Source organism: Janthinobacterium sp. HH102 (assembly GCF_001758625.2).
Taxonomy (GTDB): Bacteria; Pseudomonadota; Gammaproteobacteria; order Burkholderiales; family Burkholderiaceae_D; genus Janthinobacterium.
This window is the reverse complement of sequence record NZ_CP062062.1, coordinates 721,905-748,180: the sequence shown is the minus strand read 5'-3', so window position 1 is coordinate 748,180 and position 26,276 is coordinate 721,905. Positions and strand designations below refer to the sequence as shown.

At 64.3% G+C, this 26,276-nt stretch carries 16 protein-coding genes and 1 riboswitch; of the genes, 8 read left to right on the top strand and 8 right to left on the bottom strand.

Annotated features, from left to right (window positions below; all coding sequences use genetic code 11):
* Positions 1-78 precede the first annotated feature (78 nt).
* On the top strand, positions 79-906 hold the full coding sequence (locus JAB4_RS03345; RefSeq protein WP_070223460.1) for a class I SAM-dependent methyltransferase: 828 nt from the start codon (positions 79-81) through the stop codon (positions 904-906).
* Between the two features lie 68 nt (positions 907-974).
* Here the strand turns inward: JAB4_RS03345 and JAB4_RS03340 are convergent, their stop codons facing one another.
* From JAB4_RS03340 to JAB4_RS03320, 5 genes are all read right to left on the bottom strand, one after another.
* A complete protein-coding gene (locus JAB4_RS03340; RefSeq protein WP_070223423.1) occupies positions 975-1,166 on the bottom strand; it encodes a hypothetical protein in 192 nt (63 codons plus the stop codon).
* Between the two features lie 88 nt (positions 1,167-1,254).
* Positions 1,255-1,449 (bottom strand): hypothetical protein, encoded by a 195-nt coding sequence (locus tag JAB4_RS03335; protein WP_070223421.1) that lies wholly within the window; start codon positions 1,447-1,449, stop codon positions 1,255-1,257.
* A gap of 269 nt (positions 1,450-1,718) precedes the next feature.
* Positions 1,719-3,350, bottom strand: coding sequence for a serine hydrolase (locus JAB4_RS03330; protein ID WP_070223458.1), 1,632 nt, complete (start codon positions 3,348-3,350; stop codon positions 1,719-1,721).
* Positions 3,351-3,373: 23 nt separating this feature from the next.
* On the bottom strand, positions 3,374-5,233 hold the full coding sequence (locus JAB4_RS03325; protein ID WP_070223419.1) for a M1 family metallopeptidase: 1,860 nt from the start codon (positions 5,231-5,233) through the stop codon (positions 3,374-3,376).
* Positions 5,234-5,351: 118 nt separating this feature from the next.
* Positions 5,352-7,745, bottom strand: coding sequence for a M1 family aminopeptidase (locus tag JAB4_RS03320; RefSeq protein ID WP_070223418.1), 2,394 nt, complete (start codon positions 7,743-7,745; stop codon positions 5,352-5,354).
* 145 nt (positions 7,746-7,890) lie between these two features.
* Positions 7,891-8,072, top strand: a riboswitch (yybP-ykoY riboswitch).
* A gap of 9 nt (positions 8,073-8,081) precedes the next feature.
* On the opposite strand from JAB4_RS03320, the gene JAB4_RS03315 reads away from it, so the two are divergent.
* Positions 8,082-8,657, top strand: a complete 576-nt coding sequence (locus tag JAB4_RS03315; RefSeq protein ID WP_070223416.1) for a TMEM165/GDT1 family protein — start codon at positions 8,082-8,084, stop codon at positions 8,655-8,657.
* 113 nt (positions 8,658-8,770) lie between these two features.
* Positions 8,771-8,977, top strand: a complete 207-nt coding sequence (locus JAB4_RS03310) for a hypothetical protein (RefSeq protein WP_070223414.1) — start codon at positions 8,771-8,773, stop codon at positions 8,975-8,977.
* On the opposite strand, the gene JAB4_RS03305 is transcribed toward JAB4_RS03310, so the two are convergent.
* Together JAB4_RS03305 and JAB4_RS03300 are read right to left on the bottom strand one after the other, a co-directional pair.
* Positions 8,974-17,508, bottom strand: coding sequence for a glucoamylase family protein (locus tag JAB4_RS03305; RefSeq protein ID WP_227742162.1), 8,535 nt, complete (start codon positions 17,506-17,508; stop codon positions 8,974-8,976). The two genes, JAB4_RS03310 and JAB4_RS03305, sit on opposite strands and share 4 nt — an antisense overlap.
* A gap of 499 nt (positions 17,509-18,007) precedes the next feature.
* Entirely contained in the window at positions 18,008-20,035 is a 2,028-nt protein-coding gene (locus JAB4_RS03300; RefSeq protein ID WP_070223412.1) for an aminotransferase class V-fold PLP-dependent enzyme, read from the bottom strand.
* Positions 20,036-20,202: 167 nt separating this feature from the next.
* On the opposite strand from JAB4_RS03300, the gene JAB4_RS03295 reads away from it, so the two are divergent.
* Both JAB4_RS03295 and JAB4_RS03290 read left to right on the top strand, forming a co-directional pair.
* Positions 20,203-20,700 carry an Lrp/AsnC family transcriptional regulator gene (locus JAB4_RS03295; protein WP_070223410.1) on the top strand — a complete coding sequence of 166 codons (498 nt, stop codon included), beginning with the start codon at positions 20,203-20,205 and terminating at the stop codon, positions 20,698-20,700.
* Between the two features lie 167 nt (positions 20,701-20,867).
* Entirely contained in the window at positions 20,868-22,859 is a 1,992-nt protein-coding gene (locus JAB4_RS03290; RefSeq protein WP_070223408.1) for a methyl-accepting chemotaxis protein, read from the top strand.
* A gap of 17 nt (positions 22,860-22,876) precedes the next feature.
* On the opposite strand, the gene JAB4_RS03285 is transcribed toward JAB4_RS03290, so the two are convergent.
* Complete coding sequence (locus JAB4_RS03285; protein ID WP_217494537.1) at positions 22,877-23,389, bottom strand: thioredoxin family protein; 513 nt, start codon at positions 23,387-23,389, stop codon at positions 22,877-22,879.
* A gap of 167 nt (positions 23,390-23,556) precedes the next feature.
* Between JAB4_RS03285 and JAB4_RS03280 the strand changes: the two genes are divergently transcribed.
* From JAB4_RS03280 to JAB4_RS03270, 3 genes are all read left to right on the top strand, one after another.
* Positions 23,557-23,847, top strand: a complete 291-nt coding sequence (locus JAB4_RS03280) for a DUF3349 domain-containing protein (RefSeq protein ID WP_070223452.1) — start codon at positions 23,557-23,559, stop codon at positions 23,845-23,847.
* 79 nt (positions 23,848-23,926) lie between these two features.
* Positions 23,927-25,093, top strand: coding sequence for an HPP family protein (locus JAB4_RS03275; protein ID WP_070223406.1), 1,167 nt, complete (start codon positions 23,927-23,929; stop codon positions 25,091-25,093).
* A complete protein-coding gene (locus JAB4_RS03270; protein WP_070223403.1) occupies positions 25,090-26,187 on the top strand; it encodes a M48 family metallopeptidase in 1,098 nt (365 codons plus the stop codon). The genes JAB4_RS03275 and JAB4_RS03270 overlap by 4 nt, the downstream gene beginning before the upstream one ends.
* The last annotated feature ends 89 nt before the right edge of the window (positions 26,188-26,276 follow it).

Here is a 26,276-nt window from a genome sequence, read left to right as displayed (position 1 = left end):
TGCTTGACCGATGATCGGCGTTGATGGCGATCGCCACCAAGTTACAAACCGACACAATCACGCATGGAGCATATGATGATGAAGCGAGTATCCCTGGCTGCGGCCCTGACGGTCATGCTGGCCTGTGGCGGCAGCGGCGCGGCACTGGCCGCCGATGCGGGCGACGCGGCCCTGAAGGCGGCCATCGCCGGCAACGCGCGCACGCCGGCCAATGCGCTGCGCGACAGCGCCCGCCACCCGTATGAAACACTGACGTTCTTCGGCATCAAGCCGACCATGACGGTGGTGGAACTGGCGCCCGGCGGCGGCTGGTACACGGAGATCCTGGCGCCCTACCTGCGCGACAACGGCAAGCTGATCGCGGCCGGCAACGACCCGCAATCGGCCAGCGAAGGAGCACGCCGCGGCGCGGCGCGCTTCCAGCAAAAACTCGACGCCAACCCGGCCGCCTTCGGCAAGGTGGAAATCGGCGCCTTCGCACCGCCCACCACCTACCGCATCGCGCCCAAGGGCACGGCCGATATGGTGCTCACCTTCCGCAATATCCACAACTGGATACCGATCGGCGAAGCGGGCATGCAGACCATGTTCAAGGAAGTGTATGACAGCCTGAAACCGGGCGGCGTCTTCGGCGTCGTCGAACATCGCCTGCCGGCGCACAAGACGCAGGACGCCACGGCCAGCAGCGGCTACATGCACGAAGCGTATGTGATCAAGCTGGCCGAGAACGCGGGCTTCAAGCTGGCGGCCAAGTCGGACATCAACGCCAATCCGAAAGACACGGCGGACCATCAAGGCGGCGTCTGGGCGCTGCCGCCCACCTACGCCAACAAGGATGTGGACCGGGCCAGGTACACGGCCATCGGCGAGAGCGACCGCATGACCTTGAAGTTCGTCAAACCCTGAGTCACTAGAAAAGCCAATGGCGGCGGGCCGATACGGCGCGCCCCATTGACTTGTGCGCGCAGCGCGCCTTAAAGGTAAATGCCGTACACGCCGCAAGAGCGCGAGACAAGCATGCACTGGCTCGCCGTGCCATTTTCGGTGCAGTCAATCAGGGCCTGCATGCACTCCCGGCGTGTCGGCTGCGCATACGCGGTGCTCACGGCACCGGCCAAACCAACGGCGGCGCAGAAGACAAATATCGCCTTTTTCACATCGATCATTTTTATTTCACTCCCAAAGAGTTGAGCCGATCTAGAAACTAGTGAACTGGAAGATCACAACAGCGCGTGCACGCAGGCAGCAGCACGCTCAGACGTGAATGCCGTACACGCCGCACAGGCGACGCACCAGCGCGCAGTCGTTTTCATTGCCATCGGCGAGACAGGAATCGCGGGCTTCCTCACACGTTTCACGCGACGGCAAGGCATATGCACTCGAACTGACGGCACCGGCGAAACCGACAGCGGCACAGAAGATAAATACGGCTTTCTTGAAATTGATCATTTTTATCCCGTTAGCAAAAAAAGTTCATCGTTATAAAAAACCAGGGCAGAACGCCAGCCGCCAACTTCCATCTATCGATAGACGTATAGCGCATAAAAATAGTAGCACCAAAGAAAGTTACTAAATACTCAAACAAGAAAACAAGATAACGTTTTCATTTCATGCCCTTTCATGGAATAAAAACCGGCCCGCCGCCCTTGCGCCGCGCATTTGCATGGCAACGGGCGAAAAAAAACCGCAGCCCAGGCTGCGGTTTCGGTAGCGACCCTTTATTTCTTCGCTTCCTTCGGCTTCACCGGCACCAGGCTCAGGTCCTGGAAGTCGTAGCTGAAATCCGTCTCGGCCGACACGGGCGCCATCTTTACCCGGTCGATGCTGCCATCGGGATTGAGCGAGAACGTCACGTAGGCGTCGGCGTTGAAATTGCGCTCTTTCCAGCGCACGATGAAGGTGTCGTGCTGCCAGTGTTCCAGCTCGCCCGTCAGGTCCGGCGTGCGCGTAAAACTGAGGATATGTTTTTTCCCTTCCGGCTTGATCACGACCTTGCCGTACCAGGCGTCTTCATACTCGCCGTCATACGCCGCCAGCGGCAGCGATGGCTGCGATTTCGCCGCGCGCGCGCTCGACGCCTTGCCCTGCTTTTTCACTTCTTCCGCATGCTGGTCCTGCTCCACCTTGGCCACCAGCGCCAGCCAGTCCGACGGCGCCGCCTGCAGGTAATGGTCGAGGATGCGCCATTGCAGCGCCGTCATCGAACCGCCATTTTCCGCATTGGTGAGGATGGCCACGCCCAATTTCGCTTCCGGCACCATCACCACGCGCGAATAGAATCCCTGCAGCGCGCCGCCGTGCATGGCGACCTTCATGCCCTTGTAGTCGCGCAGCTGGAAGCCCAGGCCATACGCGCTGAAGTTCGGTTTCGTCGCGGCCAATGCCGGTTTCGGCTCGGGGATCTTGATCGGCGTTTGCGCCGTCCACATTTCGCGGCCCTGCTTTTCGCTGAACAGGCGCGCTTCCTTGCCGTCCTTGTCCTGCACGCCGGCGATCTTGCCGCCATCGAGCAGCACCATCATCCACTTGGCGATGTCTTCCGCATTCGTGTTGATGCCGACGGCACCCACGGCGTTCGGCACGGGCATCGACTTGACGGCGGCGATCTTGCCGTCGATCTTGCTGTGCGCGCTGGCGACGTCGGGATTGCCCGCATTCTCGGACAGGCTGGTGGTGGTGCCCGTCATGCCCAGCGGTGCCAGGATGCGCTCATGCATGGCCTCGCCCCAGCTTTTTCCGGCCTTGTCGGCGATGATCTTGCCGGCCACGATGTACAGCAGGTTATCGTAGGCATAGCTGTTGCGAAAACTCGTGGCGGGACGGATGTAGCGCAGCTTCTCGATAATCTCGTCGGTGCTGAACGTGGTGGTGGGCCACCACAGCAAGTCGCCGGCGCCCAGCCCCAGGCCGCTGCGGTGCGTCAGTAAATCGCGGATGGTCATGGCGCCCGTCACGTAGGAATCGTGCATCTGGAAGCCGGGCAGATGCTTGGTGACGGGATCGTCCCAGGCCAGCTTGCCCTCGTCGACCAGCATGGCCAGCGCGGCTGCCGTAAAACCCTTCGAGTTCGATGCCACCTCGAACACGGTCTGCGCATCGACGGCGGCCGGTTCGCCCAGCTTGCGCACGCCAAAACCCCTGGCGGTGACGACTTTGCCATCCTTGACGATGGCGATCGCCATGCCGGGCACGTCGAACACTTTCAGGGCGGTGGAGACGTCGCGCTCAAGATCAAAGGCCGGCGCGGGCGCAGCGGCAACGACGGGGGCTGCGTCAAATGCCAGCGCCGGCACGGCGATGCCGGAAAACGCCAGCACGATGGCGGCGGCGAGGCGGTTCATGGTATGCATGGTCAGGTTGTCCAAAGAAAGGTTCAATGCGCTTGCGCGGCCATCAATTTATCGACGCTTTCCTGCGTCACCGGGTGGTAGCGTTCGCGCGCCTGCGCATACACGTCCTTGGCCCAGGCATGGCCTTGCGGCGTCTTCATCAAGGCGCTGTACAGGGGCACGACGAACTTCTGGCGGCCCACGCTCAGCAGGAATGCCTGCAAGGGCTGACGCACGTCGTAGCCGGCGTTCACGGAGGCCAGGTAGAAGCGGTAGGCCACTTCATTGTTGCCGCTCTTGCCCACGCCGTAGACCTGGTCCAGCTCTCGCAATTGCGCCGCGCTGGCCTTGTTGTTGATGTCGTTCAGGAAGTGCATCGATTCGATGGCGATCCACTTGTCCATGCCCAGATCCCTGGTGGACAGCTCACCCTTGAGCCAGGCGTCGCGGTGCTGGTCGAGCAGCGCCAGGCGCGGCGAGACGACGCGCTGCGCGCTGGCCGGCACGCCCGTGCCATACAGCCATTCCTCGAGTTCCGCTTCCGGCATCACGTCCGGATGCTGTGCCAGCAGGTTCTTGCGCAAGTAGGCGATGAACTGCTCCGTCGTCACGCTCTGGAACGCATGCTGGTCGAACCAGCCGCGCAGGAAGGGGTCGAACACGGCGCGGCCGGCGCGGCGCTCCATGGTGGCCAGGAACCAGGCGCCTTTCGGGTAGATGATGCCGTCGTCCGTGTACGTTTCCGCCGGGTTGGCATCGGCGTCGCGCGTGATCAGCGCCGTTTTCGCCGCCGGCAACTCCTTGATCGACGCGGCCAGTTCTTCCTGGTCGACCTGCACGCCCATCTGCGCCACGTCGCTGCCATACAGCTGCTCGACGATGCGCGTCGTGACGTAGGTGGTGAAGCCTTCGTTGAGCCACATGTGCTTCCACGAGGCGTTGGTGACCAGGTTGCCCGACCATGAGTGGGCCAGTTCATGCGCGATCAGGTCGACCAGGCTGCGGTCGCCCGCGATCATGGTCGGCGTGAGGAAGGTCAGGCGCGGGTTTTCCATGCCGCCGTAGGGGAACGATGGCGGCAGCACGATCATGTCGTAGCGCCCCCAGCCATACGGGCCGTACAGCGCCTCGGCTGCCTGGATCATCTTTTCCGTATCGGCCAGCTCGTACTCGGCCGCCTTGATGCGCGGCGGTTCCGCATACACGGCGGAACGGGGACCGAGTTTACGCACTTCCAGTTCGCCGATGGCGATGGCCAGCAGGTACGAGGGAATCGGCTGCGGCATCCTGAATTTCCAGCCGCCCTTGCCGGTCGCCTTTTCGTCGTTCTCGGCGCTCATCACGACGCGCATGCCGCTTGGTGCCTCGATGCGCGCGCTATACGTAAAGCGCACGGCCGGCGTATCCTGCGACGGCACCCACGAGCGGGCGTTGATGCTTTGCGACTGGCTGAACATGAACGGCAGCTTGCCCGACATCGTCTGCTGCGGCGTGAGCCACTGCAGCGCGATGGCGTTCGGCGCCGTGTGATAGTAGACGCGCACCTTGCCCGGCTGGCCCCTGGTCGTGATGCGCAGCGCCTGGCCCTTTTCCGGGTCGGCCTTGTCCAGCTGGTACGGCGCCATCTGCCAGGCGCCGCGCTTGTCCTGTACCTGCACCTTGGCGATCGACAGATCGCGCGTATCGAGCACCAGCGTGCGCGCCGCCGGATCGATCCAGTTCAAGGACAGCTCGGCATAGCCGGAGAGCGTCTTTTGCTTGAAGTCGGCTTTCAGGTCCAGCTGCAGGTCGCGCGTGCGCACCTGGTCGTAGCGCGCATAGCTGAGGGGATCGGCGTGCGCAGCCAGCGTTAGCTGGCAAAATAGCGCACAGCCCAGCGCGCGCAGGAAGGTCAAAGTTTGCATGGTCGTCTTTTGAATGATTTGCGAAAGCCCCGGTCCGTGTGCGCCGGGGCGTCGCGCAGAATAGCACTTCCGGCGCGGGCCGGCAGAAAAAAGCGCCGGACCGGCCGGCGCTGTTTTCCTATTTTGCTTCTGCCCTGGCTTGCGGCTTGGCCTCGGGCGCCTTTAGCGGTGTATTCAAATCCTTCATCAGGTTATGCTTGTCGCGGTCCTGCTTGAACAGCTCCAGGCGCGACGGCGTGATTTTTCGCGGCCAGCTATTGTTGCTCGTGTCGATGTCGGCCGTCTCCCAGTACGGGTCCTGCACCAGGCCCACCATCGGCTCGTCCGTGATGATCACCTTGCTGATCTTGTGCGGCGCGTAGCGCCACACTTCGGCCGGTACCCGCTCGATGATTTTCTTGCCGCTTTTCAGTTCGATTTCCAGGATCAGCGGCATCACCAGGCCGCCGAGATTCGAAAAGTCGACCAGGTACAGATGCTTGCCCATGTTGCGCTGTTCCAGCAGCTTTTTCTCCCACGGCTCCAGCGTTTCCTGCTCTTCCGCATAGCTGTTGCGGTCCTTGTTGGTGACCGTGAATTCATCGTGCCGGTTATAGAAATCCTTCAACGCGGGATCGGCATCCACCTTCTTCGGCAGCGCCTTGTTGCGCTGGTCCGAGATCGAGATGGGCTGCGCGTCCTTCTGCGCCTTCTTCCACGCTTTCTCGACTTCCGGATTCTTCGAGCTCACGCCGTATTCGCTGATGCCGTCGATGCTGATGTCGACCGCATCGGTGGTATAGAACCAGCCGCGCCAGAACCAGTCCAGGTCCGTGCCGGAAGCGTCTTCCATGGTGCGGAAAAAGTCGGCCGGCGTCGGGCGCTTGAACTTCCAGCGCAAGGCGTACTGCTTGAAGGCGAAGTCGAACAGCTCGCGCCCGAGGATGGTTTCGCGCAGGATGTTGAGCGCCGTGGCCGGCTTGTCGTAGGCGTTCGCCGTGAACTGCAGCAAGGACTCGGAATTGGTCATGATGGGCACCTGGTTCTGGCTGCGCATGTAGTCGACGATCTTGCGCGGCTCGCCATTCCAGGAGGGGAAATGCTCTTCCCACGCCTGCTCGGCCAGGTACTGCAGGAAGGAGTTGAGGCCCTCGTCCATCCACGTCCACTGGCGCTCGTCCGAATTGACGATCATGGGGAAATAATTGTGCCCCACTTCATGGATGATCACGCCGATCAGGTCATATTTGGCCGTCTTCGAATACGTGAGTTCCCCCGTCTTCTTGTCCTTCACGGGGCGCCCGCCATTGAACGCAATCATCGGATACTCCATGCCGCCCACGGCGCCATTGACGGAAATCGCGTTCGGATACGGATAGTCGAAACTGTATTTGTTGTACTGCTCGATCGCATGCACGACGGCGCGCGTGCTGTACTGCTGCCACAGCGGATTGCCCTCGTTCGGATAGTAGGACATGGCCATCACGCGCTTGCCGCCGCTGTCGAGCCCCTGCGCATCCCAGATGAACTTGCGGCTCGAGGCCCACGCCACGTCGCGCACGTTGGCCGCCTTGAAGTGCCAGGTTTTCATGCCCGCCGGCTTGCCCTTTTCCGCCGCCAGCGCCTCGGCGGGCGTGATCACCAGCAGCGGCGTAGCGCTGTTTTTCGCCCGCGCCAGGCGCTCGCGCTGCGCCGCGCTCAATACGGCGCCAGGGTTTTGCAGCTCGCCCGTGGCGGCCACCACATGGTCGGCCGGCACGGTCAGGTACAGCTCGTAGTCGCCAAACTCGAGCGTGAATTCCCCGGAGCCGAGAAACTGCTTGTGCTGCCAGCCGACGGCGTCGTAATACGCGGCCATGCGGGGAAACCACTGCGCGATCTGGAAAATCGTGTTCTTGTCGTCTTCAAAATACTCGTAGCCGGAGCGCTCGACGAGCACCTTCTGGTCATTGATCCGGTACGACCAGTCGATGTTGAACGTGACGCTCTGGCCGGGCGCCAGCGCCACCGGCAGATCGATGCGCAGCATGGTCTGGTTGACCACATACGGCAGCGGCTTGCCGCTGGCCGCTTTCACGGCGGTCAGCTTGAAGCCGCCGTCAAATTCGCGCCCCGCATGGATGGCGCGCAAGTCCTCGAATTTCAGCGCTTCGTCTTCGTTACCGCTCAGCCAGGCCTGGCGCGACGGTGCGCTCAATACGCGGCGCTGGTCGGCATCCTGGCGCAAACCGTTCTGGTCCAGCTGCAGCCACAGATACGCGAGGCTGTCGGGCGAACGGTTGTGATAGGTGATCTGTTCGCTGGCCGTGATGGCGCGGCGCGCTTCATCCAGCGTGGCGCGGATCACGTAATCGGCGCGCTGCTGCCAGTAGGCGTGACCGGGCGCGCCGGACGCCGTGCGGTAGCTGTTCGGCGTGGGCAGCAGTTCTTCGAGCTGGCGGAACTTGTCGTCGAAGGGCGCGGCGGCGCACAGGCCAGGCAAGGGAGCAAACAAGGTCAAACACAGGGCAAGCAAGCGGACAAGAACCGGCATGGCGCATTCCATCTGGGAGTCGTGGACAGAACTGCATTCTAAGTCGAGTCTGTTTGCAATCGATCATTGTTGTGGAAGTCCCACACGCAGCACGGCGCCCGGGGCCGGCGGCACTGGCGCAGAAACACGCATAGGCGTATGATGCGCCTCGAACATTGGGGAGTAGTCGTCCTGCGGTCCTGCCGCGGGAACCTGTATCAACATGATTGGCCCGCAGGCCATGGTGCAGGTGGTTGCAAAACTTGACGAGACCATTGATCCAGGGCGGCCGCATGGGCCGGAGTCGCCCGTGGATCATTGGTTAATTCGTCCGGCCCGCGTACCTCTTGCAATCTCATGGAAGCATTCCTCATCTCCACCGGCATCGTCGGTCTCGCTGAAATCGGCGACAAAACCCAACTGCTGGCCTTTCTGCTGGCCGCCAAATTCCGCAAGCCTTTGCCCATCGTGCTGGCCATTTTCGTCGCCACCGTCGCCAACCACGCGTTCGCCGCCGCCGTCGGCGCCTGGATCACCAGCATGCTGGGCCCGGACGTGCTGCGCTGGGTGCTGGGCGTCTCCTTTTTGGCCATGGCCGCCTGGACCCTGATCCCCGACAAGCTCGATGAAGACGAGACCAAGCTGGCCAAATACGGCGTCTTCCTGACCACCCTGATCGCCTTCTTCATGGCGGAAATGGGAGACAAGACGCAGGTGGCGACGGTGGCGCTGGCGGCGCGCTACCACGATATCGTTTCCGTCGTGCTGGGCACCACCTTCGGCATGATGCTGGCCAACGTGCCGGCCGTCTACCTGGGCGACAGGATCGCCAACCGCGTCCCGCTGCGCCTCGTGCATGGTATCGCGGCCCTGGTCTTTGCCGTGCTGGGCGTGGCCACCCTGCTGGGCGCGGGCGCCGCCCTGGGATTTTGAGACAACCCTGTATAATTTCCAATTTACAATATTCATGCTCATAATTACAATATCGTCGGCATGAATACCGGCGCGCCGATCGGGAACGGTCAGCGCGCTTTCTTGAGGAATGTATGCAGTTGAATAGAAACGTGGCGGCGCTGTGCCTGGCCGCTTGCGCCAGCCAGCCTGCCGCCGCCATGGCGGCACCCTTGCGTCACCACCAGACGGCGACGCCATCCGCACCCGAAGTGCGCACGCGCGATTTGCTGCTATTTGGCGCCGGCCTGATCCTGCTGGCTGGCCGGCGCCGTCCCGAACACGAGAAGTGGCAAAACTAGAGCAGCAGTAGCACCGCATACTCGCGGCCCTCGTCGCGCAGGGCGATGCTGTTGCCGCCCTGTGCCACGCCATCGAGCGACAACCCCTCGGGCCGCCCCTGCGCCTGCTCCACCGTGATGGCATAGCTGCTGGCGCCGAAACGGTAATGCAGCTTGAAGCTGTCCCATTCGGCCGGCATGGACGGCGCCAGACGCAGCACGTTCGCTTCGCGCGTCAAGCCGAGCAGGGATTCGACGATCAGGCGGTACAGCCAGCCCGACGATCCCGTGTACCAGCTCCAGCCGCCGCGCCCTACGTGCGGCGCCACGGCATACACGTCGGCCGTCACCACGTACGGTTCCACCTTGTAGCGCGCCACCGCCTGCGCGTCGACGCCATGGCGCACGGGATTGATCATGCGCAGCAATTCCCACGCCTTTTCGCCGTCGCCCATGCGGGCAAACGCCATCGCCGTCCAGATGGCAGCATGCGTGTACTGGCCGCCGTTCTCGCGCACGCCCGGCACATAGCCGCGGATGTAGCCGGGATTGAGGTCGGCCTTGTCGAACGGCGGATCGAGCAGCTGGATCACGCCGGAATCCCGGCGCACGAGGCGCGCATCAACCTGGCGCATGGCGCCGGCGACCCGCTCCTTGTTGGCGGCGCCCGACAGCACGCCCCAGCTTTGCGAAATCGAATCGATCTGGCATTCCTCGTTCGTGTGCGAACCCAATGGCGTGCCGTCGTCGAAATACGCGCGCCGGTACCACTCGCCATCCCAAGCATGTTCCTCGACGTTGGCCGCCAGTTTCACGGCTTCGTCGCGGCAGAACTGGGCGAACGCGGCGTCGCCGCGCAGCATGGCCACCTCGGCGAAACGCTGCAGCACTTCGTACAGGAAGAAGGCCAGCCAGACGCTCTCGCCCTTGCCGTGTTCGCCCACCTTGTCCATGCCGTCGTTCCAGTCGCAGGAACCGATCAGCGGCAAGCCGTGCACGCCCATGCGCAAGCCGTGGCGGATGGCGCGCACGCAGTGCTCGTACAGGTCGGCCGACTCGCCCGAACGCATGGGCAAGTCATAGTAGGAATCCTCTTCCGGCTTGACGGCCCGCCCCTCGATGAAGGGCGCCACTTCCGACAGCACGTTGACGTCGCCCGTGGCGATCACATAGCGGCAGGCGGCCAGCGGCAACCACAGGTAATCGTCGGAGCAGTGCGTGCGCACGCCCCGGTCCGACGGCGGATGCCACCAATGCTGCACATCGCCTTCGACAAACTGGTGCGCCGCACACAGCAGCAAGTGCTTGCGCAGCAATTGCGGCGCCGTGTGGATCATCGCCATCGCGTCCTGCAGCTGGTCGCGGAAACCGTAGGCGCCGCCCGACTGGTAATAGCCGCTGCGCGCCCACAAACGGCAGGCGATGGTCTGGTACATCAGCCAGCCATTGGCAATCACGTCGAGCGACGGCTCGGGCGTTTCGATGCGCACCGCGCCCAGAGTGGTCTCCCAGTGCGCGCGTACCGCGTCGAGCGCCATGCGGGCCGCTTCCTTGCCCGCATGGCGCTGCACCATGGTGCTGGCGTCGGCATTGCGGCGCCCGCCCACGCCGAGCAGGAAGACGATTTCGCGCTCCTGTCCCGGCTGCAGTTCGAACGGCACCTGGATGGCGGCACACTGGTCCAGCCCCGTGCCCGCCTTGCCGGACAGGCGCACGCGGCGCAGCGCCGCCGGCTGCGCCAAGCTGCCGTTGCGGCCGATGAATTCATTACGGTCGCAGGTGATGGAGCGGATGCTGGCGTCCGTATTGAAAAAGCCGACGCGGCCGGAAAACTCCGTGTTGTAGTTATTGCGCGCAAACAGCGCGCCGCTGATCGTATCGACTTCGGTGGCCACATGCATGCCGGACTTGGCGCGCAGGTCGGCCATCACCCATTCCACGTAGCCGGTGACGGACAGACGGCGCGGCACGCCGCTGTCGTTGCGCACCTTGATCACCGAGTATTTGACGGCCGCATCAAGCGCCACATAGGTGCACAACTCGGTGGCGATACCGCCCTCGCTGTGCTCAAAAATGCTGTAGCCGAAACCGTGACGCGTCACGTAGTCGCCGCTGCCGCGCGCGGGCAGGGACGAGGGCGACCAGAACTGGCCGGTCTGCTCGTCGCGCACATAAAACGCTTCGCCCGACAGGTCCGACACGGGGTCGTTCTGCCATGGCGTGAGGCGGAATTCATGCGCGTTCTCGCTCCACGTGTACGCCTGGCCTGCTTCGGACACCACCGTGCCGAACTGCGCATTGGCCAGCACGTTCGACCACGGCGCCGGCGTCTGCTTGCCTTCTGCCGTGGTGATCACGTATTCGCGCCCAACGGGCGTGAAACCGCCGAGGCCATTTTCCAGGATCAGCTCGCGCTGCGGCGCCCGGTGCGGCACGCCGCCATGCTCGCGCGCCGGGTCCTGCAGCAGCGGCGGCATGCGCAGCACGGGGCTCGGCGGACGCTTGACCTGCTCGGCCAGGGTGCCGCGCAAATCGCTGATGATGGCGCGCGCCACCGATTGCAGCAAGATGCGGTCTTCGTTGGCGATCTGCTCGGCCAGGCGCACAAAGATGCCGCCCGGGCGGTCGATCGCCTGCGCATCGATGCCCGAGGCGATCAAGCCCATGATCTGGTCGTGCAGCAGCTGGCGGTAGCCCGACTGCTCTTCGTACCAGATCACCAGGTCGACGATCAATCCTTTCAGGCGCCAATAGGCATGCGCCTGCACCATCTGGCGCGCCAGTTCGATATTGGCCGCGTCGCGTATCTGCAGCAGCACGATGGGCAGGTCGCCGGAAATCGCATACGCCCACAGGCCGGACTGGCCGCGCTGGTTCTTGATCAGGATGCTCGCTTCGGCGCGCAAGGCCGCATTCGGGTAGATCACGGCGTTGGCCAGGCGCGCATACAGCTGCGCGTCCGCTTCGCTGGCGTTCAACTGGCGCAGCACCACCTGGCTGTGCGTCCAGGCCAGTTCGAAGACGCGGTCGGCCAGATGGCGGTCCTGGTATTTGTCGATCAGGTGCAGCGCCGCCTCGCGCTGCTCCACCATGCCGGTGACGCTGTCGACGGTGACGGCCTGGTCGGGTTCGAGCGTGATGACGTAGCGGATGGCCACGATGGGGTCGAGCACGGAGCCGTGGCCGCCACTGAGCGGCCCGTCGTCCTGCAGCGCCTGCGGCAGCTGCGCCGTGTTGCCGCGGCCGATGAAGCGCGCACGGTCCGTCTCGAACGACACTTCGTAGCGCTCGATATCGTGCACCGTCATCACATGCAGCAGCCACGGCATCTGCTCGTCTTTCGAGCGGGGCCGGCGCGTGCATAAAATCGCCTTTTCATGCGCGAGGATTTCCGTCTGCACGAACAGCTTGCTGAATGCGGGATGGGCTGCATCGGCCGCCGCCGGCGCCATCACCACTTCGGCAAAACTGGTGATCTCGATGCGCCGCTGGCGGTTCGAATTATTGCTGATCCGCGTGCGGCGGATTTCGATGTCGTCCTCGGGCGAGACGACGATTTCCGTGTACAGGTCGAGGCCATGGTCGGCACGGCGGAACTCGGCCCGCCCTTCCGAAAAAATCACTTCGTATTTCTTCGGTTCGGCCAGGGTCGGTTGGTACATGGTGGACCAGACTTCACCGTCGTCGAGGTCGCGCAGGTAGCAGAAATTGCCCCAGTTGTCGCGCGTGCTGTCTTCGCGCCAGCGCGTCACGGACAGGTCTTTCCAGCGGCTGTAGCTGCCGCCCGCATTGCTCACCATGACGTGGTAGCGGCCGTTTGACAGCAGCTGCGTTTCGGGCACGGCGCTGTTGGCCTGCGTGAGGATGCGCATCGGCATGGCCTGCTCGGGCGCGCCGCTGCGCAGCACTGCCAGTTCGGCCGTGTTCGAGTAAAACGCGCCGGCCTGCGGCGTGCGTTCCTGCAGCACCAGCAAGGCCGATTGCAGCAGCGGATCGGACTCGAAACGGCGCTGCATCGGCCGGTCGTGCAGCAGGTAGCTGAGGGCCAGAAAGCCCATGCCCTGGTGGTGCACCATGAAGGAGCGGATGACGGCGCTGCCCTGCCCGCGCGGCAGGCGCGCGGTGGTGAAATCGATCGCTTCAAAAAAGCCGTAGCGACCCATGTAGCCGGCCGCCTGCATGCGCTGCAGGTTCTGGCACGACGCTTCCGGCTGCACCATCAGGCCCATCATGCTGGCGTACGGCGCCACCACCAGGTCGTCGGCCAGGCCACGCTTCAGGCCCAGGCCGGGCACGCCAAAGGCGCGGTACTGGTAATTCAGGCTGGCGTCGACCGTGTTGTAGCCGGATTCGGAAATACCCCACGGCACGTCGCGCTGGCGCCCGTAATCGATCTGCGCCTCAATGACGGAATGGTAGGTCTGGTCGAGCAGGGTATTCGGGTAGTTCGGCATCACGAGCAGCGGCATCAGGTACTCGAACATCGAACCGCTCCACGACAGCAGCACGGGCTGGCCGGCCACCATGCACAGCTGGCGGCCCAGGGCGAACCAGTGCTCCTGCGGCAGCTGGCCCTGGGCGATGGCGATGAAGCTGGCCAGACGCACTTCGGAAGCCAATAAATCGTAGTAGCTGGGGTCCAGGCGCCGTTCGCTGACGTTGTAGCCGATGGCCAGCAGCTTGGTCGACGGGTTGTACAGGAAGCCGTATTCGATCTGCGCGAAGTCGCGCGCCTGGCCCGCCGCGTAGGCGATGTCGCGCATATGGCGGCCGGCCTGTTCGCGGCCTTGCGCCAGCAGGGCGGCCAGCTCGGATGGCGTGCCTTCGGACACCTCCAGGTTGGCCAGTTCGCGCAGGGTCGGCATGCGCAGCCAAGCAGGATCGACACCCGCCTGCGCCGCCCACGGCGCCAGTTGCAGCAATTCGGCCAGCGCCGCGCGGCACTGGCGCGCCAGCGCGCCAGTCCACATGGACAGCTCGCCATCCTCGCTGTGCAAGGTCAGCGACAGCAGCGCATCGGCCGCGCCATTCGCGGCGGCGAGATAAGCATGCCATTCGGCCAGGGTGGCGGGCGCGGCGGACGCCTGCAACAGGCTCATGCTCTCGCGCATGGCCTTGCCCTCGCCTTCGGCGGCGATGAATTCCTGCAGCACCTGCGCCGTCGTGCGGATGCCCTGCACCACTTGCGCGCCGATGATGGGAGCGTCGTACAGTTCCACCAGTCCCGGCTGCAAGGTCAGCAGATGGCCGGCCAGGTTGCCGCTGTCGACCGTCGAGATGTACATCGGCTGCAGCGCCTTGAGCGTTTGCGTGTCGTACCAGTTATAGAAATGGCCCTGGAAGCGTTCCAGCTCGCCCATGCTGTGCAGGGTGGCGCGGCTGCGCTCGATCAACTGACCCAGGGTCACATAGCCGAAATCGTAGGCCGTCAGGTTGGCCAGCAGCGCCAGGCCGATATTCGTCGGCGAGGTGCGGTGCGCTACCACGAGGTTCGGGTGTTCCTGCATGTTATCGGGCGGCAGCCAGTGGTCGTCCGGCCCGACGAAGGTATCGAAATACGCCCAGGTCTTGCGCGCCACGCCATGCAGGAAACGTCCCTGCTCGGCCGACAGGCGCGCCACGGCCCGCTCGATGGGGCGGCTGATCCACCAGGCGATGGCGGGCGCGGCCAGCCACAACAGCAGTACCACGGCGGCGGCCGGCAAGGCGGCCGGGCGCCAGTAGAGCAAGGCGCCGAAGGTGGCCAGTGCCAGCGCGGGCGAGCACCACATGGCGCGCCAGCTGTCGGCTTGACTGCCGGAAGAGCTGTGCAGGTTCGAGGCGCGCCAGTCGAGCAAATGCTTGTGCGACACGCCGAGGCGCCACAGGGTGCGCACGATGGCGTCCAGGCTGATCCACGCTTCGTACGGCAGGAAGACGAGGGTCAGCATGGCGTGCGAAAACTGCACGCCGCAGCGCCGCTCGAAGGCGGCCAGATGCTGGCGCCACAGGGTGTCGCGCGGTTTGCGCAGCAGATCGTACAGGGCCGAAAACACGGGCGGCAGGAAGATGATGGCCAGCACGGCCGCGCTCCAGAAGGCCACGTGCGGCAGGAAGCCCCACACCAGCAACAGGGACACGGTGGTGGCCGGCGCCACGACGCTGCGGCGCAGGTTGTCGAACAGCTTCCAGCGCGACAGCATCGACAAAGGATTGCGTTCGCGCTTGCCGGCGCGGCCCGGCACCCGCCCCAGCAGCCAGCCGATCAGCTGCCAGTCGCCGCGGATCCAGCGCTGGCGGCGGCTGACGTCGGCGTCGTAGCGGGCCGGATATTCTTCATACAGCTGCGAGTCGCTGAGCAGGCCGGCGCGCAAATAACAGCCTTCCAGCAAATCGTGGCTGAGGATTTTATTGTCGGGCAGGCGCTGGCCCAGCACGCGCTCGAACATGTCGAGATCGTAGATGCCCTTGCCGATGAACGAGCCTTCATAAAACACGTCCTGGTACAGGTCGGAGACGGTGCGCGTGTACGGGTCGATGCCCGGTTCGCCGCCGCACAACAGCTCGTAGCGCGAGGCATTCGCGCTGGGCAGGGCCACGGCCACGCGCGGCTGCAGGATGCCGTAGCCGGCCACCACGCGCGTGCCGGCCGCGTCGAGCACGGGACGGTTCAGCGGGTGCATCATGGTGGCGATGAATTCGCGCGCCGCGTCGCGCGGCAGCTGCGTATCGGTGTCGAGCGTGATCACGTATTTGATCGTGCGCAGGCCGCGCAACTCGCCTTCCACCAGCGAGAATTTGTCGCGCGCGCCGCCGCGCAAAAACGCGTGCAGGTCGGACAATTTGCCGCGCTTGCGCTCTTGCCCCATCCACGCGTTTTGCTGCGAATTCCACAGGCGCGGACGATGCAGCAGCAGGAACGGCCCCGCATGGCCCAGCTCTTCCGGGTCGGCCGGGTCGCCGTTGTCCTTGAACTCGGCCCCCTCCACGCGGTATTTCTCGTTCAGGCCACGGATGGTCTCCTGCGCCTGGTTCAGCAGGGCTTCGTCGCCGGGCAGGGTTTGCGCCTGCGCGTCGACAAAATCCGTCAGCAGGCAGAAACGCAGGTTCGGGTCGCGGTTGGCGAGATAACGCACTTCCAGCGCCTCGCACAGGGCCGCCACGTTTTCCGCGCTGTAGATCAAGGTCGGCACCACGACGATGCCGCGCGCATCGGACGGAATGCCGGACCGGTAATCCATGCGCGGCAGCGGATGCGGCGACGTCATCAGGGTTGCCAGCCAGTTCACCACGGCCACGGCCAGCTGGCTGCTGCCCAGCAGCGCCAGCGCGCCCAGCGCCGCCAGGGGCCAGCCCTGCACGCCATGGCGCACGGCGCGCTCGAGCAGCAGGGCGCTCGTCGCCAGGGTCAGGAACGCAATGGCGCCCAGATAGCTGGCCAGCGGCGCGGCGCGCGCCGTATGCTGCAGCGCCTCGATGAACGGCAGCCTGGCGCCAGCCTGCTTTTCCAGTACCAGCACGCCGCGCCCGACCAGGTAAAAGCCGATGTGGCCGCGGCGCGCGTCATTGCCATTGCCGTGCGTGTGCGCCAGCTGCACCGCCATCTCGGCCACTTCCACTTCGCTGCGCGCGCTGCGCTTGGCGATGCGTTCGATGGCGTGGCGGTAGCTGTCGCGCGTGGCGAAATCCATCAAGCCATATGTGCCGGCCGGGTCCAGGCGCAGGGTTTGCTCGACCACGCTCATGGTCTCGACGAACTCCTGCCAATCCATGGTGCCGAGAAAACGCAGGCTGCCGATGCTGTTGGCGATCGATACCTGGTCGGCCGCCTGCTGCCCGATCTCGGACTGGATCTGCTGCTCGATGGTGAGGCCCGACTCGGCCAGCTTGTGCGTCAGCCACGACAGCGCCAGGGTCAGCGAGGAACTCTGTCCCTGCAGGCGGCGCGACAATTCGGCCACGAAGGCGCTGGTCATCGGCGGATTCGAACGGGCCATGTCCGCCACGAGCAGGATCAAGCCGCTGGGATTGCGCTCGGCGATCTCCGTCATCTGGTCGGCCCAGGTGTTGGCCAGGTCGCGCTGCATGCGGTCGTCGGCCACGCGCGCGGCAACGCGGCGCAGGTTTTCGATCAGCGCCAGGCGCAGCATGATGGGCACGGCCCACAGTTCGCCCAGGGTCAAGGTAGCCACGTCCTGGTAAGCCTCGACGAAGTGGCAGAGGTTTTCCAGGTCGACCCTGCCATCGCCGTGCGAGATGATTTCCAGCGCGATTTTATACACGCGCGGGCAGCCCGCATCCACGCCGGAACTCAGCCGTGGCAACTCCTTGCTGTAATTCTTCGGCAAGTGGCGCCGCGTGGTGCGGATCTGCTCTTCGATCAGGTAAAAATTATCGAGCAGCCACTCCGAGGCGGGCGTGACCTGGCGCCCGCTTTTGACAGTCGCCGTCAGCTCATTGACGGTGGCCGTGATGAGGGCCGCATTGTCGGCCAGGCGCGCCAACAGGCGGTCGCGGCCATGATGCCTGCCCACCGCATGGCCGGCGGCCACATGCTTGCCGTGGGCCGCCATCTGCATGGCGCTGAATAACTCGGAACGCAGGGGCAAGGCATCGTCGCGCGCGGCGTCGAAGGTGTCCGGTGCAAGGGAATGGTCGCGGAAGATTTCTTTGACTTTGGAAACCTGTTCCTTGATCTGCTGCGTGACAACTGCTGTGTACTCTTTCAACTTTAGCCTCGCTAGGTGCGCGCAGGCAGCCAGCGGCCACCGTCATGCGGGCCCAGTCTGGAAGAACACGATCGGACACTGGCGAAGACGGAAAGCGAAGCGCCGGAGCGTTGCGACGAATCTCAGGGTATAGGGAGATTTTCTGAACTTCATCGTAGGAGGGCGACGCAGGCAAGACCGTGCGCTAGCGTACATACTCCGTGTTTTAGGGACGTTTCAGCAAAGAAATCAGCGTGTTGAATGGCAGAAAAATGCCGGTGGGAAATGAACGGGAAAAAGGCGCGACGCGCACCGTGCCGATGATGGCACGGTGCAATATTTCATGAAAGAAAGTTCAAGCAGTTCAGGCCGCAATCGCCAGCGGATGGCGCGTCGCCTCCGCCATCGCCATGCCGCCGTTGAGTTGCCATGCCGCGCCGTGACCGAGGCGGCGCAGGCAGGCGGCGGCCCGTGCGCTGCGGTTGCCGCTGCGGCAGAAAAACACCAGCGGGCGCTGCGGCTGCTGCAGCCAGGCCGCCACCTGCCCCGCCAAGCGGCTCAGCGGTACGCTGCGCACTTCGCAGCCCTCGAACACGGTGCCGGCGCACGCCGCGTGTTCATACGCTTCGCGCACGTCGATCAGGATGGCGTCGGGATGCTGGCGCAGGAAGGCGGGCAAGGCGGCCGCGTCGAGCTGCAGTTCGGCGGCCGGCACGCTACCGTTCTGCACCGTGCGCACGGTGCCGCAGATGCTGCCGTCGTCGCCGGACGCGCACAGCACGGTGTCTTGCGTCAGCAGCGCCGCGTCCAGCAAAGGGGTCAGCGCCTCGGGCGCCAGGGAGCCGATGAAGGCGAAGCGCTGTTCCAGCAGGTACACATGGGTTTCGCCGCACTCGATGCGGCGCAGCCGCTGCCGGCCCAGCGCCAGCTCGCCATCGATATCGACGCGGCCCACCTGCTCGATAGCGAGTTCCTGCAGCAGCGCCAGACGCGCGGCGCCATGGTCCGCTGGCGCCGTCGTATGCACGATGGCGCGCAAGGCCAGGTGCTGGCAGCGGATGAAAGCGGCCAGACGCGGCACGAGCGCGGCGGCGGGATCGATGACGACGCAACTGGCGCTGGCGGCGTCGCTGAGCAGCCAGGTGCACTGGCCGTCGACGCTCAGCTGGATTATGCCGTCCTGCGGCGATGGCGCCAGCGCCGACGGCAGCAGACAGCTGCTGCGCAGCGCTTCGCCGCAGCGCTCGATGCGCGCGCAGGCGGAAGCGACCGTCGCCGCATCGATCAGGGGACCGAACGACAGCCGGATGGCGGAACTGGCGCGCCATTGCGGCACGTGCATCGCTTCCAGCACATAACTGGGCAGCGCCTTGGCGGCGGAACAGGCGCTGCCCGAGCTGACGCGCACGCGCGCCGCGTCGAACAGGTCCAGCAGCTCTTTCGAGGACAGGCCCGGCACGGAAAAATTGAGCGTCGTCGGCAAGGACAGATCGAACGGCATATTGAACACGATGCCAGGGAAAGCGTGTTCCAGGCTGGCCACCAGCTGCTCGCGGAACGCGGCCAGGTCGGCGTGGCTGCGGAAGGTCTTGCCATCGTCCAGCGCGGCGAGCACGGCGCCCAGCGCGGCGATACCGGCCATGTTTTCCGTGCCAGAACGCAGGCCCGCTTCCTGGCCGCCGCCCATCATCAAGGGCGTAAATGGCGCGCCAGCGCGCACATACAGCATGCCGATGCCCTTGGGCGCATACAGCTTGTGGCCGGAAAACGGCGCGTAGTCGATGCGCGTGGCGGCCAGGTTCAGTTTCAGCTTGCCCAGCGCCTGCACGCAATCGACCATCCAGTAGGCGTCGGCACCGCGTTCCTGCAGCAGCTGGGCGATGGCGGACAAATCGCTGACGACGCCGGTTTCATTATTCGCCGCCATCGTGCACAGCATGGCCGCCTCGCCGATCAGCGCATCGAGCACCTGCAGGTCGTGGCGCCCCTGCGCATCGACGGGCAGCTTGCGCACTTCCAGGTTCAGGCCCAGTAAACGGTTCCAGTGCGCCAGGCTCTCCGGCACGGCCTTGTGCTCGGTCGCGCCATACAGCAGCAGGCTGCCGATGCGCTTGCCCGCGTCGCGCCGTTCGCGCAGCGCGCACAGGGCCGACAGCACGGCCGTCTGGATGCCCTCGGTGGCGCCGCTGTTGAACATCAATCGGCCGTCGCCCACGCCCAGCAAGCCGCTGGCACGCTGGCGCACGCCATCCATCATGGCCTTGGCCTGCAAACCCGTCGCATGTGTGCTGCTGGGGTTGCCATAGCCCTGCTCCATCGCTTGCCGGGCGGCGGCAACGGCGGCGGGCAGCACGCAAGTGGTGGCATTGCTGTCGAGGTAGATGTCTTTCATGATGGCAGTCCGAATATTCTATAAAAAGGGCGCAGTTAAAAAGGCGCAGCGCAGGCGGCTGGGCTATCTCGATAGTCTACCGGCCGGTCCCCGTGAAGATATGCCAAAAGACACTGCAACTACGCTACTATGCAGCATGTTCATGCTATAAAAACCGGAATATTAAAATGAATTCACCAAATGCCTCGCTCGACAAATTCGACTGCGCCATCCTCGCCGCCCTGCAGCAGGACGGCACCTTGTCGATCGCCGCCCTCAGCGAAAAGATCGGCCTGTCCAGCACGCCGTGCTGGAAGCGGGTCAAGCGCCTCGAGGAAGACGGCTATATCGAGAGCCGCGTGGCCATCGTCAACCGGCAAAAAGTGGGTTTGCCCGTGACCGTCTTCGTCAGCGTGCGCACGGGACAGCACGATGAAAAATGGCTGCGCCGCTTCGCCGCCGCCGTCATCGTCTTGCCCGAGGTACAGGAATTTCACCGCATGAGCGGCGACATCGACTACCTGCTGAAAGTCGTCACCACCGACATCAAGGGCTACGACACGTTTTATAAAAAACTCATCAAGGCCGCGCAACTGACGGGCGTGTCGTCCGCCTTTTCCATGGAGCAAATTAAGTGCAGCACGGAATTGCCGCTGGAATTGATCGCCCACGGCTTGCCTGCCTGAGGCGTTTTCCGGCCATGCGGGGCAGATGGGGAAAGTACGTTGCCGCAACGCAACATAAGTAAACAAAAAGCAGCATTCGTGCGGCGGGACGCGCAGCGCGGCCGGTATACTGTCCGCTCGCCTGCCCGCTTTCTGTCTATTGTGCAGGCCATCCTCCAAGGTCTTCCATGTCTCTGCTCCGCCGCCTCTCCATCCAGAAAAAACTCCTGTTCAGCATGGGCTTGTGCCTGCTGCTCTTCATGGCGATCTCGTCTTTCCTCAGCGTGCGCATGAGCAGCGATTACGTGCGCGAGCGCGTCGTCAGCCAGGAATTGCCGGCCCAGGTGGGCGAGATCCGCAACGACGTGCTGCGCCAGATCAGCCAACCCCTGTCGGTGGTGCAAACCATGGCCAACGATGTCTATCTGCAAGACTGGGAAGACGCCGGCTTGCCCGACAGCGGCATCGCCACCTTCCAGCGCTACGCTACCGTGGTCAAGGACAAGAACAAGGCCGCCTCGATCAACTGGGCTTCCGCCAGCACGGGCAAATACTTCACCACGGAAGGCTTGCTGCGCACCCTGGACAAGAACCAGGCCGCCGACCAGTGGTTTTATGGCTTGCTGGCCGGCGACAAGGCCTACACGCTCGATATCGACAAGGCGGACAATTCCAGCGACCTGATGCTCTATCTGAATGCGCGCGGCCAGACGGCGGGCGGAAAGCAGATCGCGGCCGGCCTGGGCTTGTCCATCAATGCGCTGGCCGACACCATCCGCAGCTACAAGATCGGCCAGACGGGCCATGTCTACCTGGCGCGCGCCAATGGCGTGCTGCTGGTGCACCGCGACACGGCCCTGTCCGACGGCAAGCACCTGCTCAAGGATTTACCCGGATTTAGCGATAGCCTGAGCAAGAGCCTGCTGACCGGCAACAAATACGCGTACGCCGTCTACGACGCGCCTGCGGGACGCCAGTTCGTCGCAGCGTCCTTCGTGCCGGAACTCAATCTATATGTGGTGGCCGAAGTGCCGGAAGCGGAAGTGCTGGGCAATGTCACGCGCTCGGCCCTGATCGCCGCCCTGATTGCCGGCCTGGTCGGTGGCGGTATCGCCCTGTGCATCATTTATGTCATCAGCCGCGCCATCGCCGCGCCCGTCGCGCGGGCAGCGGACATGCTCAGTGAAATCGCCAGCGGGAATGGCGACTTGAGCCGCCGCATGCCCGTGGAATCGGAAGACGAGGTCGGCGCGCTGGCCGCTGCCTTCAACCGCTTCGTCGCGTCGCTGAACGTGACGATACGCGAAGTTCGCGACAGTACCGGGGCCATTGCCAGTGCATCGAGCCAGATCGCGTCGGGCAACCTGGACCTGTCTGCCCGCACGGAAGCCCAGGCATCGAGCCTGGAAGAAACAGCGGCGGCCATGGAAGAGCTGACGTCGACGGTGAAACAGAATGCGGACAACGCGCGCCAGGCGAATCAGCTGGTGGTGTCGGCCTCGGGCCACGCCGTCAAGGGCGGCGAAGTGGTCGGCCAAGTCGTGCAGACGATGGGCGCGATTACGGAAAGTTCGCGCAAGATCGCGGATATTATCGGCGTGATCGACGGCATTGCCTTTCAAACCAATATCCTCGCCCTGAACGCTGCCGTCGAGGCGGCCCGCGCGGGCGAACAGGGCCGCGGCTTTGCCGTGGTGGCAACCGAAGTGCGCAACCTGGCGCAACGCTCAGCGGCAGCAGCCCGGGAAATCAAGGACTTGATCGTCGACTCGGGCAGCAAGGTGGAAGCGGGCAGCAAGCTGGTCGACTCGGCCGGCACCACCATGCAGGACATCGTCGTCTCCGTCCAGAGGGTGGCCGACCTGATGGGAGAGATCGCGTCGGCCAGCCAGGAACAAAGCCAGGGCATCGCGCAAGTCAATGCCACGGTCACGCAGATGGATGATGCGACCCAGCAAAATGCAGCGCTGGTGGAAGAAGCGGCGGCGGCGGCCCAATCCCTGCAGGACCAGGCGGGACGCCTGGCGCAGGTGGTCAGCGTTTTCAAGCTGGAAGAAACGGGGCATGCAGCGCAGCAGCAGCAGCAGCAGCAGCAGCCTCGGCAGCCAGCGCACAAGCCCATGCTGCCCACGCCAGCGCGCCCGAAAGCGCCGGCCAGCGATGCGTGGGAAGAGTTTTAAGGAAGTTTGAAAAACGCTTAAATCGCCGGCGCTTTCACGCTGGCGGCTTGTTTAAAGAAATCATAGATGCCGCTCTCGCTCATGCGGCGGGCATTCGCCAGTTCGCCGCCCTTGGTGGCGTACAGCACCTGGTTGTTGTCGCTCGAGACCAGCACGGCGGCGGGGATGCCTTTCTTGAGCGGATTGCCATAGGCTTGCGCCACGTCCAGGTTATGGTCGAAGTTACCCACGTCGACCTTGACGACCTTGAACTGCTGTTGCATCAGCTCGGCGTTCTTGCCTTCCTTCAAGGCCTTGTCGAGCGCGCGGCAATCTTCGCACCAGTTGGCGCCAAAGATCAGCAAGACAGGCACGTGCGCCGCCTTGGCTTCGGCCAGCGCGCGGGTCACGTCGGCCTTGGCGTCGGCCGCCGCGTTGTACGGCAGATGCGGCGTGGCGACCGGGTTGGCCGGTGTGGGGGCGGCGGCAATGGCGGTACCGGCAAGCAGCAGGCTGGCAAAGAATGGGGCGACGAAACGGGAAAGGCGCATGCGGGGCTCCTGAGAGAAATCGTGAAGCCAGCTGAACAGCTGCCAGCGGGCGTGATTATCTAGAATATGCCTGCTTGTAAGAAATATCCACCATTTAATTGCACTGTGCTTATGCGGAAAACATATAAGCACGTATCAGAGCACCACCCAGGAGAAGCCGCTTGAGCATGCCAGATACATTACCCCCAACGCTGTCCGGCGCCGCGCGCATGTTGCGCGACGCCTATCCCGGCGGCATGCCCGATACGGCATATTTCGCCGTGCTGGCCCTGCTGTATGAACACTTTTCCGACCGCAACCTGACCGAGCTGATGGCCGCCGTCACGGGCAAAGATGCGGCGACGATCCTCAATGACATCTATGCCTGCGCCAGCAGCGAGCCGGCGCCGTCCGCCATCGCGGCCGCCAGGAAACTGCTGGCACGGCACGGCTTGCAGGCCGTCTGCGCCGACGATTAGTACCCGCAGGCAGCGAAATGGAACGCATGGGATAATATCGGGCTCACACTGAGCAACGCGGCCCGAACGCGCCCTCCCCATGACGACTTCTTTCCTGGCACGCTGGCTGCCGCAACCGAACAACGGCAGCCGCCGCGAACAATTGCGCGCTTGCGCGGGCGCCATCTGCGGCTTGCTGCTGACGGGCCTGATCTGCCATTTCCTGCTGGCCCCGGACAGCGCCAGCGTCTACCTGATCGCGCCCATGGGCGCCTCGGCGGTGCTGCTGTTCTGCCTGCCGGCCAGCCCGCTGGCGCAACCGTGGTCCGTGGTGGGCGGCAACGTCGTCTCCGGCCTGGTCGGCATGGCCTGCGTCAAATGGCTGGGATCCAGCGTGGGCGTGGCGGCGCTGGCCGCCTGCCTGGCCATCGGCGCCATGTTTGCCCTGCGCTGTTTGCATCCGCCGGGCGGGGCCGTCGCGCTCACCACCGTCGTCGGCGGCGCCAGCGTGCATGCGGCCGGCTTTGAATTCGTCTTCATCACGGTGCTGTTCAATTCCGCCGTGCTGGTCGCGTGCGCCGTGCTGTACAACAACCTGACGGGACGCCGCTACCCGCACGTCCAGCAACTGGTCACGCCGCATCCGCACGATACAAAGGATGACGTGCCCAGCAACCGCCTGGGGTTTTCACCGGATGACCTCGATGCCGTCTTGCGCCAGCACAGTGAAGTGCTCGACATCAGCCGCGACGATTTGCAGGCAATCTTCCTGCAAACGGAAATGCGCGCCTACCAGCGCCGCTTCGGCGTCGTCACCTGCGCCGATATCATGTCGAAGGATGTGCTCAGCGTGGAATTCGGCACGCCGCTCGATGTTGCATGGCGCACCATGCGCGAGCACGATATAGGCGCCCTGCCCGTTGTCAACCGGGCGCGCCGCGTCATCGGCATCATCACGCAGACGGATTTCCTGCGCCATGGCGGCCTCGACGATTACCAGGGCATGCGCCAGCGCCTGCGCGGCTTGCTGCAGCGCAGCGGCCTGTCCCACAGCGACAAGCCGGAAGCGGTGGGACAGCTGATGACGCCGTCGCCGCACACGGCCCGCCTCGGCACGCCCATCATCGACCTCGTGCCCCTGATGGCCGACGCTGGCTACCACCATATCCCCATCCTCGACGAGGAAGAACGCCTGGCCGGCATCATCAGCCAGTCCGACCTGATGGCCGCCCTGTACGAAAGCCGCTTTGCCGAGGCCGCCGCATGACGCCATTCCGGGCACTGCTGAGCGGCCCCGACGGCGGCCCGGCGGGCACGCCCGTTAGTGCGCATTTTTTCGGCACGCAACTGACCATCGATGCGCCCGGCCATGATGTCGACGTGGCGCAGCTGGTCGTCAGCGTGGGCGGTGTCGACGGACCGGAACTGTTCCTGAACTGGCTCGACGAACAAGGACGGCAAGCCTCGCTCAAGCCGCTGACAGCGGACGACATCGCCATCGTGTTAAAAGAAGCGCCGGCCGCGCTGCAGCCGCAACTGCAGCACCTGTGGAGCGAGCGCCAGCGCAACCGGCGGCAAGTGTCGGGCTGGCTGGCCGGCTTGACGGGCGCGGCCGTCGTCGCTGCAGCCCTGCTGTGGTGGCAAGGCGGCCATGCCGTCGGCGCGCTGGCGGGATGGATTCCCCTGTCGACGGAAAAGCAGCTGGGCGAACTGGCCCTGGCGCAAGTGCGCGCGCAGGGCGGCATCGTCGAGAACGGCGTGGCGCAGCAGACGGTGCAGGACATCGGCCGCACGCTGACGGCCGGTTCGCGCTACCAGTACCGCTGGCTGGTCAAGCAGGATGACACGGTCAACGCGTTTGCCATGCCCGGCGGCATCATCGTCGTGCATACGGGCTTGCTGCGCCAGGCGGGGGACCCGGGCGAACTGGCCGGCGTGCTCGCGCATGAAGTGCAGCACGTGGAACAGCGCCATTCGTTGCGGCAGATGATCAGCAGCCTGGGCTGGGGCGCCCTGGTGGGCCTGACCATCGGCGACATCAGCGCCGTGGCCGCCATGCTGGCACACCAGGCCGGCACCCTGTATTTCAGCCGCGACATGGAGGAAGAAGCGGACCGGCTCGGTTTGCTGGCCTTGCAGCGCGCGCAGATCCGTCCCGACGGCATGCTGCGTTTTTTCCAGAGGCTCGATGGCAAGGACCAGGCCAAGGTGCCGGACTGGATTTCCTCGCACCCGCAAACGGCGGCGCGCGCGCAGCAGATCGAAAGCCTGATCGCCGCCATGCCCTGCCCTGCCTGCCGTCCCTTGACCAGCAGCCACTGGCCAGCCATGAAAGCGGCCCTGCCGCCTACGGCAAAATAGCAACATTCCTTTCCGCACAATTTATCCAAACGCACTGGGCAATGGCGTATGCTTACGCCCCGGCTGTTCCTTCTTGAACGGCCACCCCC

Coding starts and splice junctions, on each gene's coding strand:
- JAB4_RS03345 (WP_070223460.1), top strand. CDS start 79: ATGAAGCGAGTATCCCTGGCTGCGGCCCTGACGGTCATGCTGGCCTGT.
- JAB4_RS03340 (WP_070223423.1), bottom strand. CDS start 1,166: ATGATCGATGTGAAAAAGGCGATATTTGTCTTCTGCGCCGCCGTTGGT.
- JAB4_RS03335 (WP_070223421.1), bottom strand. CDS start 1,449: ATGATCAATTTCAAGAAAGCCGTATTTATCTTCTGTGCCGCTGTCGGT.
- JAB4_RS03330 (WP_070223458.1), bottom strand. CDS start 3,350: ATGCATACCATGAACCGCCTCGCCGCCGCCATCGTGCTGGCGTTTTCC.
- JAB4_RS03325 (WP_070223419.1), bottom strand. CDS start 5,233: ATGCAAACTTTGACCTTCCTGCGCGCGCTGGGCTGTGCGCTATTTTGC.
- JAB4_RS03320 (WP_070223418.1), bottom strand. CDS start 7,745: ATGCCGGTTCTTGTCCGCTTGCTTGCCCTGTGTTTGACCTTGTTTGCT.
- JAB4_RS03315 (WP_070223416.1), top strand. CDS start 8,082: ATGGAAGCATTCCTCATCTCCACCGGCATCGTCGGTCTCGCTGAAATC.
- JAB4_RS03310 (WP_070223414.1), top strand. CDS start 8,771: ATGCAGTTGAATAGAAACGTGGCGGCGCTGTGCCTGGCCGCTTGCGCC.
- JAB4_RS03305 (WP_227742162.1), bottom strand. CDS start 17,508: ATGGCGGCCCACGGCAAGCATGTGGCCGCCGGCCATGCGGTGGGCAGG.
- JAB4_RS03300 (WP_070223412.1), bottom strand. CDS start 20,035: ATGAAAGACATCTACCTCGACAGCAATGCCACCACTTGCGTGCTGCCC.
- JAB4_RS03295 (WP_070223410.1), top strand. CDS start 20,203: ATGAATTCACCAAATGCCTCGCTCGACAAATTCGACTGCGCCATCCTC.
- JAB4_RS03290 (WP_070223408.1), top strand. CDS start 20,868: ATGTCTCTGCTCCGCCGCCTCTCCATCCAGAAAAAACTCCTGTTCAGC.
- JAB4_RS03285 (WP_217494537.1), bottom strand. CDS start 23,389: ATGCGCCTTTCCCGTTTCGTCGCCCCATTCTTTGCCAGCCTGCTGCTT.
- JAB4_RS03280 (WP_070223452.1), top strand. CDS start 23,557: ATGCCAGATACATTACCCCCAACGCTGTCCGGCGCCGCGCGCATGTTG.
- JAB4_RS03275 (WP_070223406.1), top strand. CDS start 23,927: ATGACGACTTCTTTCCTGGCACGCTGGCTGCCGCAACCGAACAACGGC.
- JAB4_RS03270 (WP_070223403.1), top strand. CDS start 25,090: ATGACGCCATTCCGGGCACTGCTGAGCGGCCCCGACGGCGGCCCGGCG.